The 15,837-nt window shown below is 69.3% G+C and carries 18 protein-coding genes; 8 read left to right on the top strand and 10 right to left on the bottom strand.

What is annotated here, in order from left to right:
- Nucleotides 1–30 precede the first annotated feature (30 nt).
- A complete protein-coding gene (locus tag ACFQW8_RS00480) occupies nucleotides 31–387 on the top strand; it encodes a hypothetical protein (protein WP_380085012.1) in 357 nt (118 codons plus the stop codon).
- Nucleotides 388–399: 12 nt separating this feature from the next.
- Here ACFQW8_RS00480 and ACFQW8_RS00475 read toward each other — a convergent pair whose 3' ends face one another.
- From ACFQW8_RS00475 to ACFQW8_RS00455, 5 genes are all read right to left on the bottom strand, one after another.
- The gene (locus ACFQW8_RS00475) at nucleotides 400–1,425 is read right to left on the bottom strand and encodes a 1-aminocyclopropane-1-carboxylate deaminase (protein WP_380085011.1); all 1,026 of its coding nucleotides are present in this window, start codon (nucleotides 1,423–1,425) and stop codon (nucleotides 400–402) included.
- A gap of 82 nt (nucleotides 1,426–1,507) precedes the next feature.
- Nucleotides 1,508–2,161, bottom strand: coding sequence for a GntR family transcriptional regulator (locus tag ACFQW8_RS00470; protein WP_380085010.1), 654 nt, complete (start codon nucleotides 2,159–2,161; stop codon nucleotides 1,508–1,510).
- Nucleotides 2,162–2,228: 67 nt separating this feature from the next.
- A complete protein-coding gene (locus ACFQW8_RS00465; RefSeq protein ID WP_380085009.1) occupies nucleotides 2,229–2,939 on the bottom strand; it encodes an alpha/beta fold hydrolase in 711 nt (236 codons plus the stop codon).
- Nucleotides 2,940–3,036: 97 nt separating this feature from the next.
- Nucleotides 3,037–3,660 (bottom strand): alpha-ketoglutarate-dependent dioxygenase AlkB, encoded by a 624-nt coding sequence (locus ACFQW8_RS00460; protein WP_380085008.1) that lies wholly within the window; start codon nucleotides 3,658–3,660, stop codon nucleotides 3,037–3,039.
- Between the two features lie 160 nt (nucleotides 3,661–3,820).
- The gene (locus tag ACFQW8_RS00455; protein WP_380085007.1) at nucleotides 3,821–4,846 is read right to left on the bottom strand and encodes a peptidoglycan-binding protein; all 1,026 of its coding nucleotides are present in this window, start codon (nucleotides 4,844–4,846) and stop codon (nucleotides 3,821–3,823) included.
- Nucleotides 4,847–5,023: 177 nt separating this feature from the next.
- Here ACFQW8_RS00455 and recO point away from each other — a divergent pair, with 177 nt between their 5' ends.
- The 4 genes from recO to ACFQW8_RS00435 are packed head-to-tail and all read left to right on the top strand — an operon-like array spanning nucleotide 5,024 to nucleotide 8,418.
- Entirely contained in the window at nucleotides 5,024–5,749 is a 726-nt protein-coding gene (recO, locus tag ACFQW8_RS00450; RefSeq protein ID WP_380085006.1) for a DNA repair protein RecO, read from the top strand.
- Entirely contained in the window at nucleotides 5,701–6,543 is an 843-nt protein-coding gene (locus tag ACFQW8_RS00445; RefSeq protein ID WP_380085005.1) for an isoprenyl transferase, read from the top strand. Before recO ends, ACFQW8_RS00445 begins: the two co-directional genes overlap by 49 nt.
- Nucleotides 6,540–7,634 (top strand): permease, encoded by a 1,095-nt coding sequence (locus ACFQW8_RS00440; protein ID WP_380085004.1) that lies wholly within the window; start codon nucleotides 6,540–6,542, stop codon nucleotides 7,632–7,634. Before ACFQW8_RS00445 ends, ACFQW8_RS00440 begins: the two co-directional genes overlap by 4 nt.
- Before the next feature lie 34 nt (nucleotides 7,635–7,668).
- Nucleotides 7,669–8,418, top strand: coding sequence for a TIGR03943 family putative permease subunit (locus ACFQW8_RS00435; RefSeq protein ID WP_380085003.1), 750 nt, complete (start codon nucleotides 7,669–7,671; stop codon nucleotides 8,416–8,418).
- Between the two features lie 120 nt (nucleotides 8,419–8,538).
- On the opposite strand, the gene ACFQW8_RS00430 is transcribed toward ACFQW8_RS00435, so the two are convergent.
- Genes ACFQW8_RS00430 through ACFQW8_RS00410 form a run of 5 tightly spaced genes read right to left on the bottom strand, consistent with a single transcriptional unit; the run spans nucleotide 8,539 to nucleotide 12,175 of the window.
- Complete coding sequence (locus tag ACFQW8_RS00430) at nucleotides 8,539–8,991, bottom strand: Fur family transcriptional regulator (RefSeq protein ID WP_380088541.1); 453 nt, start codon at nucleotides 8,989–8,991, stop codon at nucleotides 8,539–8,541.
- A gap of 35 nt (nucleotides 8,992–9,026) precedes the next feature.
- Nucleotides 9,027–10,070 carry a metal ABC transporter permease gene (locus tag ACFQW8_RS00425; protein ID WP_380085002.1) on the bottom strand — a complete coding sequence of 348 codons (1,044 nt, stop codon included), beginning with the start codon at nucleotides 10,068–10,070 and terminating at the stop codon, nucleotides 9,027–9,029.
- Nucleotides 10,063–10,878, bottom strand: a complete 816-nt coding sequence (locus tag ACFQW8_RS00420; protein WP_380085001.1) for a metal ABC transporter ATP-binding protein — start codon at nucleotides 10,876–10,878, stop codon at nucleotides 10,063–10,065. Before ACFQW8_RS00420 ends, ACFQW8_RS00425 begins: the two co-directional genes overlap by 8 nt.
- Nucleotides 10,875–11,837 (bottom strand): metal ABC transporter substrate-binding protein, encoded by a 963-nt coding sequence (locus ACFQW8_RS00415; RefSeq protein ID WP_380085000.1) that lies wholly within the window; start codon nucleotides 11,835–11,837, stop codon nucleotides 10,875–10,877. The genes ACFQW8_RS00420 and ACFQW8_RS00415 overlap by 4 nt, the downstream gene beginning before the upstream one ends.
- A gap of 56 nt (nucleotides 11,838–11,893) precedes the next feature.
- Complete coding sequence (locus ACFQW8_RS00410) at nucleotides 11,894–12,175, bottom strand: DUF6703 family protein (RefSeq protein WP_380084999.1); 282 nt, start codon at nucleotides 12,173–12,175, stop codon at nucleotides 11,894–11,896.
- A gap of 119 nt (nucleotides 12,176–12,294) precedes the next feature.
- Here ACFQW8_RS00410 and ACFQW8_RS00405 point away from each other — a divergent pair, with 119 nt between their 5' ends.
- The 3 genes from ACFQW8_RS00405 (at nucleotide 12,295) to ACFQW8_RS00395 (ending at nucleotide 15,836) form a co-directional block, all read left to right on the top strand.
- Nucleotides 12,295–13,710: a glycine--tRNA ligase gene (locus ACFQW8_RS00405; RefSeq protein WP_380084998.1), complete on the top strand. Its 1,416-nt coding sequence runs from the start codon at nucleotides 12,295–12,297 to the stop codon at nucleotides 13,708–13,710.
- 15 nt (nucleotides 13,711–13,725) lie between these two features.
- A complete protein-coding gene (locus tag ACFQW8_RS00400) occupies nucleotides 13,726–14,571 on the top strand; it encodes a hypothetical protein (protein WP_380084997.1) in 846 nt (281 codons plus the stop codon).
- A gap of 179 nt (nucleotides 14,572–14,750) precedes the next feature.
- Nucleotides 14,751–15,836: an LLM class flavin-dependent oxidoreductase gene (locus ACFQW8_RS00395; RefSeq protein ID WP_380084996.1), complete on the top strand. Its 1,086-nt coding sequence runs from the start codon at nucleotides 14,751–14,753 to the stop codon at nucleotides 15,834–15,836.
- The last annotated feature ends 1 nt before the right edge of the window (nucleotide 15,837 follow it).

Raw genomic sequence — 15,837 nt, 5'->3', positions numbered from 1 at the left:
CCGTGCGGGGCAGGCGGCACGCTCGTCCGCATGATCAACCCCACCGAGACCAGCATCCCGCCCACCGAGCTGCCCACGACGATCCAGAAGTTCCTTGCGGCCCACGCGGCACGCGAGGCCGACGCCGCGGTGCGCAGCTTCACCGAGGACGCCGTCGTCGTCGACCAGGACGAGAGGTATGCCGGTTCCGCCCAGGTGCTCGACTTCCTCCAGCGCGCGGGAAGCGAGTTCACTTACACGACCGAGCTCGTGACGGCTCGCCGGATCGACGCGAGCCAGTGGGCGGTGGTGAACCGGATCGAGGGCGACTTCCCCGGTCACGTCGCCGACCTCACCTACCGGTTCACGCTCAGCGGGGACCTCATCCGCGCGCTGACCATCCGCTGACAGGCGCTGCGGCTACTGGCCGGGCCAGAGGGAGTGGTAGGCGTTGATGGCAGGCTGCCCGCCGAGGTGGGCGTAGAGGACCGTGGACGTGCTCAGGATCTCGCCGCCGGAGACCAGGTCGATCAGGCCCGCCAGTGACTTCCCTTCGTAGACCGGGTCCGTGATCATCGCCTCGAGCTCGGCACCCAGCCGCATCGCCTCCATCGTGGAGTCGACGGGTATGCCGTAGAGGTCGCCGGCCCAGCCCCCGAGGACGGTGATCTCGTCGTCACGGAGGTCTCGACCGAGCTCGATGAGCTCAGCGGTGTGCCGTGCGATCCGGCCGACCTGGTCGGTCGTCTGGGCCAGGGTGGCCGACGCGTCGATGCCGAGGACACGGCGGCGCACTCCCGTGAGGTCCTCGAGTGCAGCGAAGCCCGCGACCATGCCCGCGTGGGTCGATCCGGTGACCGTGCAGACGACGATCGTGTCGAAGTGGACGCCCAGCCGCTCCTCCTGCTCGGCCACCTCGAAGGCCCAGTTGGCGAAGCCGAGACCACCCAGTCGATGCTCACTGGCCCCAGCGGGAATGGCGTACGGAGTGCCGCCGGATTGCTCGACCTCGCGGAGCGCGTCCTGCCACGAGGGTCGGATGGCGATGTCGAAGCCGGCCGTGTCGAGCCGGACGTCGGCGCCCATCATCCGGCTGAGCAGGATGTTGCCGACCTTGTCGTTGACCGGGTCGTCCCACGGCACCCACTTCTCCTGCACCAGACGGACCTTGAGCCCGAGGTGCGCAGCGACGGCCGCGACCTGGCGGGTGTGGTTGGACTGGACGCCGCCGATGGACACCAGGGTGTCAGCGCCGGATGCCAGGACGTCGGGGACGATGTACTCGAGCTTGCGGATCTTGTTCCCGCCGTAGGCCAGCCCGCTGTTGACGTCCTCGCGCTTGGCCCAGACCTCGGCGCCGCCAAGGTGGGCGGTGAGGCGGTCGAGGCGGTGGACCGGGCTCGGGCCGAACGTCAGCGGGTGGCGCGGGAACTCGTGCAGCTTCACGACAACTCCTGGGTGGAGGGCGGTTGGTGATGTGCCTGGCGTGCCGGCTCGGCCGGAACGGGACCGTGGGGAGAGCCGACGGTCAGGCCCCGTCGGCCGTGGACAGCGAGTGGAAGGTGGTGAAGACGACAGCCGCGGCGCCGTCCGCGTCACCCTTCGAGCACAGTCGGATCAGCTCCTGGTGCCGGACGATCGAGTCGTGCCCCTTCGCTGAAGCGAACTGGAGCCGCTCAGCCCGGCGGAGCACCGGTGTGAACTGCTCGAGGACGACGGCCAGGGACCGGTTGCCGCAGACCTTCACGGGCACGCCGTGGAACGCGTCGTCCGCTGCGAGGGCGGCCTCGACATCTCCGGCCACGACCGCCTCCTCGAACCTCTCGTTGGCCTCGCTCATGAGGCGTAGGTCGTCGGCGGTCAGGCTGGGCACGGACTCGCGGACCGCAAGCTGGTGCATGGCCGCCACGACGTCCCGTGCCTCGTGCAGAGGCCGAGAGTCGATCGTGCTGACCATGGTCGAGCGCCCCGGCCGGGCCACGACGAGGCCGCTCTGGCCCAGCCGGAGCAGGGCCTCCCTGACGGGGGTGCGGCTGACCCCGAGCCAGGTGGCGAGATCGCCATCCCGCAGCTGCTCACCCGGCTCGAACGTCCCGTCGATGATGGCTTCGCGCAGCCGGCCGTAGACGTCGTCGCGCAGGAGGGCCCGGCTCGAAGGGGTGGACGTCCCGGGGATCGGCATGCAACGTATTGCACCTTGCATCACGGGGAGAGTCAAAGCGCCGTGCGGTCCGGGTGCGGCACGGGGTTCAGGCCGCCACCGGAGCTTCCTCGGCCGCCGCGATGATGACGTCGGAGACCGCGTCGGCCTGCGTGAGGTAGACGGCGTGGCTCCCCGGAACGGTGGTGATGTCCGCCCCTGCCCGCTTCGCCATGTGCTGCAGCATGGCCTGGTCGAAGGCCTTGTCCTCGGTCCCGAACACGGCCCAGCTGGGCCTCTGACGCCAGGCGGCCTCGGAGACCGTCTGGGCAAAGACCGACATGTTGACCGGCACCTGCGCGTCGCGCATCAGGTCGGCGTCGGCGTCGTTGGCATCGGCGGCGAAACCCTTCATGAACTGTTCGGGGTCGAGGAACCCGAACCCGTCGTCGCCGACGTCGATGACGAAGTCAGGAGTCGCGGCGAAGCCTTCGTACTGCTGCCCCGAGTTCTCGCCGCTGTCGGGGATCAGGGCGGCGACGTAGACCAGGCCGGCGACCTTCTCGTGGAGGCCGGCCTCGGTGATGACGGTGCCGCCCCAGGAGTGGCCGACGAGGATGGTCGGTCCGTCCTGTCGGTCGAGCACCCGCGTGGTGGCGGCGACGTCGTCCTCGAGCGAGGTGAGCGGGTTCTGCACGATCGAGACCCGGTAGCCCCGAGCCGTCAGGCGCTCGTGGACCCCACGCCAGCCCGAGCCGTCGGCGAAGGCGCCGTGCACCAGCACGACGTTCCTGATCGATCCATCCGTGGTGGTGCTCATGGCATTCCTTCTCTCATGTCGGTGGATAGCTTCTCATATGCAATATATTGCAAAGAAATGAATGGGTCAAGGGGCTGATGGTGCGTGAAGCCGGGGGTCAGCGGATGCCGCGCGGTCGGAACTGGATGGAGATCCGCGGCCCGACGGGCTTGCTGGTCTTGGGGATGGCGTGATCCCACGTGCGCTGGCAGGAGCCACCCATGACGACGAGGTCACCGTGCCCGAGAGAGAAGCCGATCGATCGCCCGCCTCCGCGCGGTCGGAGCATGAGCGACCGAGCGGAGCCGACGGAGAGGATGGCGACCATCGTGTCCTGGTCCCTCGCCCTTCCGATCCGGTCGCCGTGCCACGCCACGGAGTCACGGCCGTCTCGGTAGAGGCACAGGCCGGCGGAGACGAACGGCTCACCCAGCTCACCGGCATACCTGTGGGACAACGCTTCTCGGGCTTGGTCGAGGGCAGGGTGGGGGAGGGCCTCGTCGGACTCGTAGAACTTCAGCAGGCGCGGCACGTCGACGACGCGTTCGTACATCTCTCGGCGCTCGGCCTTCCACGGCACGTCGTGGTGCAGGGCGTCGAAGAGGAGGTCGGCGCCGGTGAGCCAACTCGGCTGGTAGTCGACCCAGGCGCCGCGGTCGAGAAGCGTGCGCGTGGGCGCGAGGGCGCCGAGGTCGATGGCGTCACCGGTGTCGAAGAGCGAGTGCTGCAACGCTGCGGCCATGCTGCCGAGCATACCCGAAATCGAACGTGTGTTCTAGCCCAGAACTCGGCCCCAGCCGACGCATGATCAGGTGGCCCCAGTTCGGCCCGCTCGACCCGACTTGGCAACTCGGGTCGAGCGGGCAATTATCGGGTCATCCGATAATGCGGCTCGTGAAGGGTCAGAAGGTGAGCTTGGCCCAGGTCGCGGGCCCGACGATGCCGTCGGCGACGAGACCACGGCTGCTTTGGAAGGCCTTGGCCTGGGAGGTCGTGGTCGCACCGAAGATGCCGTCGGCCGTGCATGCGTACCCGCGGGCCGTGAGCGTCTTCTGGGCAGCGACGACCGCCTCACCCGAGGAGCCCGACTTCACCGTGACCACGAGGGCAGACCAGGTATTGGGTCCGACGACCCCATCGGCGGCGAGGCCGCGCGAGGTCTGGAAGGCCCTGACCCTGCTCACGGTGATGTCACCGAAGACACCATCCACGGTCAGCGACTGACCCCGGGCCCGGAGGAGGTGCTGGATCGCCACCACCCGGAAGCCAGTGGCTCCCGAGCTCACCGTGGACCAGGTGGTCGTCGGAGGTGGGGGAGTTGTGCCACCGATCTTGGAGACCAGCGGGGCAATGCGGGAGTCACCGGGAGCGACGTTGATCTCGAAGTGCATCTCGTCCTTGCGGCTCGAGTAGTCGCCGCCCCAGCGCACGACGCCGTTGCAGTAGGTCAGGATCGAGCGGATGCGACTCACCTGGGTCGAGGAGAACGTGCCGGACGCCCCGAGCGGGTGCCGGGGCGCGTTGCAGTCGATGGCCGTGCCCGACGCGTGGTTGGACAGGCTCGTGCTCCCCGAGATCTCGCGGTAGTTGTAGCCCCAGCACCCGGGGGTGACGAGGGCCTCGACCTCGTTGTTGAAGCGCTGAGCGACGTAGCCGAGGATCGTGTGGACCTGACCGCCGCGCACGCCGGCGGGGAAGCTGTGCCCTGACACGGAGAGCGCCGTGATGCCGATGGCACTCGGGCTGCTGCTGGCGGGCCAGCCGTTCTGGGACGTGGCCGCATGGGCGGCGCTCGCACCCGCGACGACCAGCCCGCCACCGAGGATGAGTCCGCCGGCGCCACGCAGGAGGTGACGACGTCCGACGTCAGGCTGCGAGGTCACAGCGTCGTGGTCGTGGAGCCCTTGGTGGTCGTGAAGTTCACACATGGTCCTACCCCTGTCGGATGCACGGAAATGGTCTGGGCCTTCCGAACCTATGGGCGCCCGAGGGGGTCGTCCATGGGAGGAGCTCCCTGTCATGGCTGCTGGTCCTCATCGGTATAACCCCCGGCCGTGGGCGGCACGGCATACCCGCTTTGTCAGGGTGCGGGGAGACAATGGGGCGTGCCGCTCTACCGAGACCAGGGGATCGTCCTGCGCACCCACAAGCTGGGTGAGGCGGACCGGATCATCACGGTCCTCACGCGCAGCCTCGGCAAGGTCCGAACGGTCGGCAAGGGCGTGCGCCGCACCCGGTCCCGCTTCGGCGCCCGGCTCGAGCCTGGGATGCTCGTCGACCTCCAGTGCTACGAGGGTCGCAACCTCGACACCGTGACGCAGGCCGAGACGCTCGAGTCGTGGGGTGACGTCGTCTCGCGCGACTACGACGCGTGGACCGCCGCCAACGCGGTGCTCGAGACGTGTGACCGCCTCACCGAGGAGCGCGAGCCGGCGCTGCAGCAGTACCTCCTCGTGACCGGCGCCCTGCGTTCGCTCGCGGGCAAGGAGCACGACCCCAACCTCGTCCTCGACGCCTACCTCCTGCGCGCGCTGGCGATCGCCGGCTGGGCGCCGAGCTTCCACGACTGCGCGAAGTGCGGAGCAGAGGGGCCTCACCGCGCGTTCCACATCGTCTCCGGTGGTGCGGTCTGCTCCTCGTGCCGTCCGCCGGGTTCCGCCGCCCCCGCCCCCGAGACTCTCCGACTGCTCGCGGCGCTCCTCGCGGGCGACTGGTTCATCGCCGATGCCTCCGAGCTGCGCCACCGGCGGGAGGGAAGTGGGCTGACGACGGCGTTCCTCCAATGGCACCTCGAGCACGGAGTGCGCTCGCTCCGTATGGTGGAGCGGTGACCAGCCGGCCCTTCGCCCACCCCAGCGGCGCGCAGCCGCCGACTCTGGCCCCGGCACTGATTCCGGGCCACGTCGCCATCGTCATGGACGGCAACGGACGCTGGGCCAACCAGCGCGGACTGCCCCGGACCAAGGGTCACGAAGCCGGTGAGGGCGCCCTCCTCGATGTCGTCGCGGGCGCGATCGAGGCCGGCGTGACGCACCTGTCGACCTACGCCTTCTCCACCGAGAACTGGAAGCGCTCACCCGACGAGGTGCGCTTCCTCATGGGCTTCAACCGCGACGTCATCCGTCGTCGGCGCGACCAGCTCAATGACTGGGGTGTGCGCATGCGCTGGGTCGGTCGCCGACCGCGACTGTGGGGCTCGGTCATCAAGGAGCTCGAGGTCGCCCAGGAGCTCACTCAGGACAACACAGGGCTGACCCTCTACTTCTGCGTCAACTACGGCGGGCGGGCCGAGCTCGGCGATGCCGCTCGAGCGCTGGCCCAGGATGTCGCGGACGGCCGGATCAAGGCCAAGAACGTCGACGAGCGGACACTGGCCCGCTATCTCCCTGAGCCGACCATGCCGGACGTCGACCTCTTCATCCGCTCGTCGGGCGAGCAGCGGACGAGCAACTTCCTGCTGTGGCAGAGCGCCTACGCCGAGATGGTCTTCCTCGACACGCTCTGGCCGGACTTCGACCGTCGCGACCTGTGGCGAGCCGTCGAGATCTATGCCGATCGTGACCGCCGCTACGGTGGCGCCGTCGACCTGCCCAGCTCGTCGATCGATGGCGGAAGTGGCCAGTGAGTTCCGACCAGCCGCACGTCGAGGCCCCGCCCCTGACGCCCTCCGATGACAGCCCTGACCTCGCCCAGGAAGGTGAGGGGCGTACCCGGCGTGCGGCACGGCACACGCGTCACCATGGGCACGACGCCGAGGCGCAGCCGGAGACGGGCGGATACGCGGTCTGGGTCCTGGCCGCCCTCATGCTCGCCCTCGCACTCGCCCGACCGCGGCTCACCGGCCTGCTCGAGGACCACGAGGCGGTGCAGGCGTGGCTCACCGTGTTCGTCTCCATCGCGCTCCAGGCGCTCCCGTTCCTCGCCCTCGGCGTGGCGCTGTCAGCGGCTGTGGCGGTGCTCGTCCCGCCCGAGGTGCTGAGCCGGTGGTTGCCGAAGTCCCCGGCCGCGGCGGTGCCGGTCGCAGGGTTGTCGGGGATGGCACTTCCCGGGTGCGAGTGCGCCAGTGTGCCGATCGCCGGCGCGTTGGTGTCCCGCGGCATCCAGCCCGCCGTCGCGCTCACCTTCCTGTTGGCTGCGCCGGCCATCAACCCCATCGTGCTCGCGTCGACGGCGGTGGCGTTCGCCGGCGACTGGCGTGTCGTGCTGGCGCGGTTCATCGCGTCGCTCGTCACCGCCGTCGTCGTGGGATGGGTCTGGCTCCGCCTCGGCAAGGACTCCGTGATCCGTATGCCGCGCCGCGCGCGTGCCGGCGGTTCTCGCCTTGCCCGGTTCGTCGACGAGGTGCGGCACGACGTGCTCCACGCCGGTGGCTACCTCGTCGTGGGGGCCGCCGTCGCAGCAACCGTCAACGTCGTCGTGCCCCGCGAGTGGATCGACACCCTGGCCGGCAACCTGCTCGTCTCCGTCATCGTGCTCGCCCTCTTCGCCGTCATCGTCGCGATCTGCTCCGAGGCCGATGCCTTCGTCGCCGCGAGCATGTCGGCCTTCCCGATGACCGCCCGGCTCGTGTTCATGGTCGTCGGACCGGTCCTCGACGTGAAGCTGTTCGCGCTCCAGGTCGCGACGTTCGGGAGGCGTTTCGCCATGCTCTTCGCCCCGCTCACCTTCGTCGTCGCGGTGCTTGTGGCGACCGCGACGGGGATGGTGCTCGTCTGATGACCGCTCTTCCCAGGATCGTGGAGGTCCTCGCATGAACAAGTCGATGCAGAGCACCGCGCTGTCGGTCATCGGGGTGATCTCGGTGGTCGCGGCATTGGGTGGGCTCTACCTCAACTTCGTCAAGCCGGTCATGCGCTGGCCGATCGTCGCGGCCGCCGTGCTCCTCATCGTCGTGGCCATCATCGGTCTGGGTTCGCGAGGGCGCGCGGACGATGGTGGCGAGCTCGACCCGGTCGCGCCCTACGAGATCATGGACGAGGCGGACCACGGGCACGACCACGGGCGAGGGCCGCGCATCGGCTGGCTGCTCCTCGTCCCCTTCCTGCTCCTGGGTGTCGTCACTCCGGGCCCCCTGGGTGCGTTCTCGGCAGAGCGAGACTCGGGTCGCATCGTGACCGACGGTGAGGCGCCGCTTTTCGAGCCGATCGCCGACAGTGACGGCGAGGTGGCCCTGGCAGTCGGCGAGTACTCGATGAGGGCGCTCTATGACGATCCCGAGAACCTCGAGGGCAAGACCTTCTCGCTCACCGGCTTCGCGTCCACCCTCCCGTCCGGTGACGGCTGGGCGCTCACCCGCATGTCACTCAACTGCTGTGCCGGCGATGCGCAGGCCATCAAGGTGCGCGTGCTCGGCGCGCCGGCGCCGGTGGACAACGACTGGGTGACGCTCACCGGCAGCTGGAGGCAGGTCTCGACCTCGGTCGACGACCCGACCACCCTGCCCGTCATCGAGGCGCGCAACGTGCAGCAGGTCGACGTCCCCACCAACCCCTACGAGTGAGGTCTGTGTGCGGTTGGCGCCCACCGCGCAGAGGCTGATGAACCGCGCAGCCATCGGAGCGCGGCCAGTCAGGTAGTGCGCGGGTGGTGCGAGCCGCGCAGGCGTTGGCCGCTGGGTCGGTCAGTGGGAGGTGCAGGTCCCGAAGAGCTCGATGGTGTGGGTGACGTCGGTGAAGCCGTTGCGGCTCGCGACATCGGTGGCCCATCTCTCCACGGCAGGGCCCTCGACCTCGACCGTGCGCCCGCACTCGCGACACACGAGGTGGTGGTGGTGCGCGTCGGTCGCGCAGGAGCGATAGACGCACTCACCGTCGTCGGTCCTCAGCACGTCGACGTCGCCGTCGGCAGCCATGGCCTGCAGGTTGCGATAGACCGTCGCCAGGCCGACCTGGTCACCGCGCGACTGCAGCTTGGAGTGCAGGTCCTGCGCCGACAGGAACTCTGATGTCGCGGACATGAGCTCGGCGAGGGCGGCGCGCTGGCGGGTGGGTCGCCGCGAGGCGCTGGGCGTGGTGCCCGCAGCGCCCGCAGTGCCTGCCGTGCTTGCAGGGCCTGGGTCGGCCGCGGTGCCGATGCCGGTCGCGCTGCCCGGCCCGGTGGACGAAGCAGTCATCGAGAGATCTCCTCGGTGTCCTCGTGGGTGGTGTGACCGCGGCCCTCTGCGGGACCGGCGTGCTCGTGGTGGCCAGCGTCCTCGTGCTCGTCGTAGTGGTCACGGTGCGGGGCGTGGCGGTGGCCGTCGTGAAGGTAGTCGACGTGGTTGTCGTGCGGGACCGCGGGGTGGCCGCACACCGGACCGTGCTCGTGGTCGTGTCGCTCGGCCCGCTCGTGGGCCGCGCGCCGGGCCCGCGTCACCAGGGCGCTGACGACGCTCACGACGAGGAAGGTCCCGATCGCCAGCAGCACGATGGTGCCGCCGGACGGGGTCTCGGCATAGAAGGAGACGATGACGCCGCTGACGCTGGACGCGACGCCGATGAGGGAGGCCCAGGCGAGGCTGCTCCGGAAGCTGCGTGAGACGAGCTGGGCCGTGGCGTTGGGGATGATCATGAGGGCCGTGATGAGGAGCAGTCCGACGACCCGCATCGAGACGACGACGGTGACGGCGGTGAGCACCGACAGGGCGATGTTGTAGCCCATGACGGGCAGCCCGACGGCGCGGGCGTACTCCTCGTCGTTCGCGACGGCGAAGAACCGGTGTCGCAGCAGCCACGTCACCGTGACGACGACGACGGCGAGCGCGGCGAACACGACGATGTCGGTGCGACTCGTCGTGAGGATCGCTCCGAAGAGATAGCCGGTGAGGTTGCCGGGCGAGGTGGACGTCGACTTCGAGATGAGGACGACGCCCAGGGCGATGCCGCCATAGAACATGACGGCGAGCGCGATGTCGCCACTCGTGCGGCCGGCAGCACGGATGACCTCGACGCCGATCGCAGCAGCCACGGCGGCAACCAACGCAGTCAACACCGGCATCGACTCGGTGAGGATGCCGACGGCGACCCCGGCGAGCGCGACGTGGCCTATGCCGTCACCGATGAGCGACATGCGCCGCTGCACGAGGAAGGCACCGACGAGTGGTGCGGCCAGGCCGACGAGGACGGCCGCGATGAGTGCCTGTCGCATGAAGTCGAGGGCCAGCAGCTCACTCATGGCGCAGCCCTCGCGGCGGCATCGCGTCGGTGACGATCGCCGCCAGCCCGGAGCGCCGGTCGTCGACGACGGGGGAGTCGTGGTGGTGGCCGTCGCCGAGCTCGTGGCCGCGATGACCGGCGGCGTATGCGCTCGGGTCACCGTCGAAGTCGACGTGGCCGTTGTTCATGCAGACGATCCGCGTGACGACGTCACGCAGCGACGCCAGCTCGTGGGTGACGATGAGCATCGACGTCCCGCGCGCCGCCAGGGTCGACAGGACCTCGGCGAGGATGCGCTGGTTGGCGATGTCGACACCAGCGGTCGGCTCGTCCATGACGAGGACATCGGGCTGGGCGACCAGCGCACGGGCGATGAGCACCCGCCGCTGCTGGCCCCCACTGAGCGCGGCCACGTCCTCGCGCTCGCGGTCGCGCAGGCCGACGGCGTCGAGGGCCTGGTCGACGACAGAGGAGTCCGTGGCGTTGGCCGGGCGCCACCAGGGGCGCAGTGGCAGGCGGCCGGTCTCGACGATCTCGCGGACCGTCGCGCGCACCGACGCCGAGAGTGAGTGGCGTTGCGGCACGTAGCCGATGCGCGGCTTCTCGTGGAACCGGGCCAGGGGCGTCCCGAAGAGCAGCACCTCGCCGCCGAGGTGCTCGGAGAGCCCGAGGAGGCCCTTGACGAAAGTCGTCTTGCCGGAGCCGTTCGGGCCCAGCAGGGCGATGACCTCACCGGCCCCCTGCGAGAGGGTCACGCCGTCGACAACCGTGCGGTCGGCATACCCGAAGGACGCCGACCGCAGGGAGATCAGGGGCGGACTGCTCACGTGCAGCCTTGCCCCTTCTTGAGGGTCGCGAGGTTGGAGCGCATGACCTCAAGGTAGTTCTTCCCGGCGGATGCGTCAGTCAGACCTTCGATGGGATCGAGGACTGCGACGGCTGCCCCGGTGTCGCGGGCGATGGTCTCGGTGAGGTCCTTGCTCACGAGCGTCTCGGCATACACGGTGCTCACCTTGTGCTCCTTGACGTGCTCGATGACCTCCTTCATCGCGGCAGCGTCGGGCTCGGCGTCGGGGGAGAGCCCGGAGATGCCCTCCTGGTGCAGGTCGTAGCGGTCGGCGAGGTAGGCGAACGCCGCGTGCCCGGTGACCAGGTCGCGGTTGGTGCAGGTCTTGAGCCCGGCGGTGAACTCGGCGTCGAGCGCGGTCAGCTCCGCGACGAACGTGTCGGCGTTCTTGGCGTATGCCGCTGCGTTGGCCTGGTCGACCTCGCCCAGCTTGGTGGAGATGGCCTTGACGGCGCTGGCGTAGCGGGTCGGGTCGAGCCAGAAGTGCGGGTCGACGCCGGGAGTCTCCTCGTCGGCGTGCTCCTCGCCCTCGGCCTCGTGCTCGTGTCCGTCCTCCGTCGCCTTGATCGTCAGGTCCACGGCTGTGGAGATGTCGATGGCCCTGGCCGCGTCGACCTGCTTGACGGCGTCGTCGACGGCGGGCTGGAACCCCTTCTCGTAGACCACGAGGGACGACGAACCCAGGGACGCCACGTCCTTGGGCGTGAGCTCCACGTCGTGGGGCTCGGCACCGGGCTTGGTCAGGCTCGACACCGTCACATGGTCCCCACCGACGCGCTCCACGGCATAAGCCAACGGATAGAAGGCCGCGGTGACGGGCAGGGTCTTGCTCCCGCTGGCCCCGCCCTGAGACCCGGCGTCCGAGTCGGACGAGCCACCGCCGCAGGCGCTCAGGGCGAGGGCGCCGACGACCGGCAGGACGAGGAGTGCGCGCTTCATGACAACCATTCTCAACTCAGATGAGAATGGTTGTCAAATGCCGGACCGGTGGGGAGTCAGTTCGGGAAGGCCTGGGTGACGGTGACGGCGAACGCGATCGCGACGACGGCGACCCGCATGAGCCGCTCCGGCACCGACAGGCGGGGCCACCCGAGCAGCAGCAGCCACAACAGGAAGAGCGTCACGACGGCGACGAGGATCCAGCCCCACCCGGGGATGACGACGCCCGCGACCATGAGTGCGAGGACGAGGAGGAAGGGGACGGCGCGGGGCAGCCCGGCCAACGTCTGGAGCAAGGGCGCACTCGTGCGCTCGAAGGATTCGCGAAGGGGTGACACGAGCGAGCAGCCTACGCGAGCAGTCGGCACACCCGGCTGCCTGACCGGAGCCGGAGCGTCGGTCGCAGCCGGCCAAACCGGTGCGGGGAGGGCGCTCTCCGGCCAGTAACCTTGCGCGCATGGCCAAGGAGACTTCCACCGTCGATACCGTCGTCAACCTCTGCAAGCGTCGGGGGTTCGTCTTCCCCAGCGGAGAGATCTACGGTGGCACGCGGTCGGCGTGGGACTACGGGCCCCTGGGCGTCGAGCTCAAGGAGAACATCCGCCGCCAGTGGTGGAAGTCCATGGTCATCGGCCGTGACGACGTCGTGGGCCTGGACTCCTCGATCATCCTGCCGCGCGAGACCTGGGTCGCCTCCGGCCACGTCGGGACCTTCACCGACCCGCTCACCGAGTGCCTCAGCTGTCACAAGCGCTTCCGTGTCGACCACATGCAGGAAGCCATCGCCGACAAGCAGAACAAGCGCGCAGCGGCAGACGCACAGGTTGACCCCGACTCGATCCAGCTGGCCGACATCGCCTGCCCGAACTGCGGCACCCGCGGTCAGTGGACCGAGGCGCGTGAGTTCAACATGATGCTCAAGACCCACCTCGGGGTCATCGAGGACGAGGGGGGCCTGCACTACCTGCGGCCCGAGACGGCTCAGGGCATCTTCGTCAACTTCCTCAACGTCATGCAGACGTCGCGCAAGAAGCCGCCGTTCGGCATCGCCCAGACCGGCAAGAGCTTCCGCAACGAGATCACGCCGGGCAACTTCATCTTCCGCACCCGCGAGTTCGAGCAGATGGAGATGGAGTTCTTCGTCAAGCCCGGCGACGACACCGAGTGGCACCAGTACTGGATCGACGAGCGCACCCGCTGGTACGTCGACCTCGGCATCAACCCCGACAACCTGCGCCACTTCGAGCACCCCGCCGACAAGCTGAGCCACTACTCCACGCGCACCGTCGACATCGAGTACCGGTTCAACTTCGCCGGCAGCGAGTGGGGCGAGCTCGAGGGCATCGCCAACCGCACCGACTTCGACCTGTCGACGCACAGCAAGCATTCGGGCACGGACCTCGTCTACTTCGACCAGACCTCGGGCGAGAAGTACACGCCCTACGTCATCGAGCCGGCGGCCGGGCTCTCGCGCAGCCTCATGACCTTCCTCGTCGACGCCTACGCCGAGGACGAGGCGCCCAACACCAAGGGTGGGGTCGACAAGCGGGTCGTCCTGAAGCTCGACCGTCGCCTCGCGCCGGTCAAGGCCGCGGTGCTGCCGTTGTCGCGCAACGCCGACCTCTCGCCGAAGGCCCGCGACCTCGCGGCGACCCTGCGCAAGAGCTGGAACGTCGACTTCGACGACGCCGGCGCCATCGGCAAGCGCTACCGCCGCCAGGACGAGATCGGCACGCCGTTCTGCATCACCGTCGACTTCGACACCCTCGAGGACCAGGCCGTGACGATCCGCGAGCGCGACACGATGGCGCAGGAGCGGGTGGCGCTCGACCAGGTCGAGGGCTACCTCGCTGGGCGCCTCCTCGGCTGCTGAGAGCAGGGCGGCGCGGTGAGTGACGAGGTCGTTGCCGCTGCCGCGGCGAGCCTGTATGCCGTCCCGCTGGCTGAGTTCATCGCCTCGCGGAAGGCGTTGGCCGCCTCCGCCAAGGCCGACGGGCACGCCGCCTCGGCCAAGGAGATCCTCGCGCTGCGCAAGCCGACAGTGACGGCGTGGGCGATGAACCTCGCCTGCCGCGACGACTCGGGCGTGATCGCCGACCTCGTGGGGCTCGGCGCCCGGATGCGTGCCGCCCAGGCCCGTCTGGACGCCAAGGTCCTCACGTCGGTGAGGGGCGAGCGGGACGCGAGCGTGGCGGCATACGTCGAACGCGTCGCAGAGGTGGCCACGGCGGCAGGTGCCGCCCTCAGCGCGAGTGGCCGCGACGAGGTGCGGGCAACGGCGATCGCCGCGCTCGCGGATGAGAGCGCCTCCGACGCGCTGGCCTCGGGGCAGCTGACTCGGGCACTGAGCTACAGCGGGTTCGGCGAGGTCGACCTGTCCGGTGCCGTCGGGGTCACGAGCTCGGGCTCGATCATGTCGGTCATCAAGGGTGGCAAGCCGCAGGTCGACCCTGAGTCGGAGGCTGAGTCCGAGCCCGCGGAGGAGCAGCCCGACGACGACGACGACGACGAGCTGACGGACGAGGAGCTCGCCCGGGCGGTGGCCGACGCCAAGGCGGCCAAGGCCGCGGCCAGGGTGCGGCGTCAGGCCGAGGCAGAGGTCGCCGAGGCGGAAGCGGAGATGAAGGCCGCCCAGGCCGAGCTCCAGTCCGCCGAGGACGCTGCTCGCGCCGCCCGCAAAGCCGTGGTCGCCGTCCAGAAGCGCCTCGACGCCGCTCGTTCCGCGCTGCGCTGAAGTGACCATAGGGCACGTAAACGCCTGCCCGGTGTCGGAGATCCGGGCTGTCAGGTCCGAGTGAAGGCCCAGATCTCCGACCCTCGACTTATGGGCTGGTGCCCGGCACGCGGAATGTCCGCGCGTGCGCGCCGGTTATGTTAGATGAATGTTCAACGACCTAGCAAGGAGTGGCTGAGATGGAGTTCGGTATCTTCACCGTCGGTGACGTCACCGTGGACCCGACGACCGGCCGGGCGCCCAGCGAGAAGGAGCGCATCAAGGCGACCCTCGCCATCGCCCAGAAGGCGGAGGAGGTGGGACTCGACGTCTTCGCGACGGGGGAGCACCACAACCCGCCCTTCACCGCGCCCGCCAACCCGACCGTCCTCCTCGCCCACGTCGCCGCCCAGACCGAGCGCCTCGTCCTGTCGACGTCGACGACCCTCATCACGACGAACGACCCGGTGCGGCTCGCCGAGGACTACGCCTACCTGCAGCACCTCTCCGACGGGCGCATGGACCTCATGCTGGGCCGCGGCAACACCGGCCCGGTCTACCCGTGGTTCGGCAAGGACATCCGCGACGGTCTCGACCTCGCCATCGAGAACTACGCGCTGCTGCACCGCCTCTGGACCGAGGAGAACGTCACCTGGCAGGGCAGGTTCCGCACCCCGCTCCAGGGGTTCACATCCACGCCTCGCCCGCTCGACGGCATACCCCCGTTCGTCTGGCACGGCTCGATCCGCAGTCCCGAGATCGCCGAGCAGGCCGCGTTCTACGGGGACGGGTTCTTCCACAACAACATCTTCTGGCCGCTGTCGCACACCAAGCAGATGGTCAACCTCTATCGCCGTCGCTACCAGCACCACGGCCACGGCAAGCACGACCAGGCCATCGTCGGGCTGGGGGGTCAGGTCTTCATGCGCGCCAACAGCCAGGACGCCGTGCGTGAGTTCCGTCCCTACTTCGACAATGCGCCGGTCTACGGCCACGGCCCCTCGCTCGAGGACTTCTCCCGTGAGACGCCGCTCACCGTGGGCTCGCCGCAGCAGGTCATCGAGCGCTACGGCGCGATGGCCGACCACGTCGGGAACTACCAGCGGCAGCTGTTCCTCATCGACCACGCCGGCCTTCCGCTCAAGACCGTCCTCGAGCAGCTCGACATCCTCGGCGGCGAGGTCGTGCCCGAGCTGCGCAGGATCGCGGATGCCCGCCGACCCGCCCACGTCCCGGCGACCGCACCCCGTCACGCCGACCGTCTCAACACACCTGTGGAGGTCTGAC

The organism is Knoellia altitudinis (assembly GCF_042666355.1).
Classification (GTDB): Bacteria; Actinomycetota; Actinomycetes; order Actinomycetales; family Dermatophilaceae; genus Knoellia; species Knoellia altitudinis.
This window is presented reverse-complemented; position numbering and strand designations above follow the sequence as displayed.

Bases quoted from the DNA above. Each gene is read 5' to 3' on its own strand.
- ACFQW8_RS00480 (WP_380085012.1), top strand. From the start codon at position 31: ATGATCAACCCCACCGAGACCAGCATCCCGCCCACCGAGCTGCCCACG.
- ACFQW8_RS00470 (WP_380085010.1), bottom strand. From the start codon at position 2,161: ATGCCGATCCCCGGGACGTCCACCCCTTCGAGCCGGGCCCTCCTGCGC.
- ACFQW8_RS00465 (WP_380085009.1), bottom strand. From the start codon at position 2,939: ATGAGCACCACCACGGATGGATCGATCAGGAACGTCGTGCTGGTGCAC.
- ACFQW8_RS00460 (WP_380085008.1), bottom strand. From the start codon at position 3,660: ATGGCCGCAGCGTTGCAGCACTCGCTCTTCGACACCGGTGACGCCATC.
- ACFQW8_RS00455 (WP_380085007.1), bottom strand. From the start codon at position 4,846: ATGTGTGAACTTCACGACCACCAAGGGCTCCACGACCACGACGCTGTG.
- ACFQW8_RS00445 (WP_380085005.1), top strand. From the start codon at position 5,701: ATGGCACCTCGAGCACGGAGTGCGCTCGCTCCGTATGGTGGAGCGGTG.
- ACFQW8_RS00435 (WP_380085003.1), top strand. From the start codon at position 7,669: ATGAACAAGTCGATGCAGAGCACCGCGCTGTCGGTCATCGGGGTGATC.
- ACFQW8_RS00425 (WP_380085002.1), bottom strand. From the start codon at position 10,070: ATGAGTGAGCTGCTGGCCCTCGACTTCATGCGACAGGCACTCATCGCG.
- ACFQW8_RS00415 (WP_380085000.1), bottom strand. From the start codon at position 11,837: ATGAAGCGCGCACTCCTCGTCCTGCCGGTCGTCGGCGCCCTCGCCCTG.
- ACFQW8_RS00405 (WP_380084998.1), top strand. From the start codon at position 12,295: ATGGCCAAGGAGACTTCCACCGTCGATACCGTCGTCAACCTCTGCAAG.
- ACFQW8_RS00395 (WP_380084996.1), top strand. From the start codon at position 14,751: ATGGAGTTCGGTATCTTCACCGTCGGTGACGTCACCGTGGACCCGACG.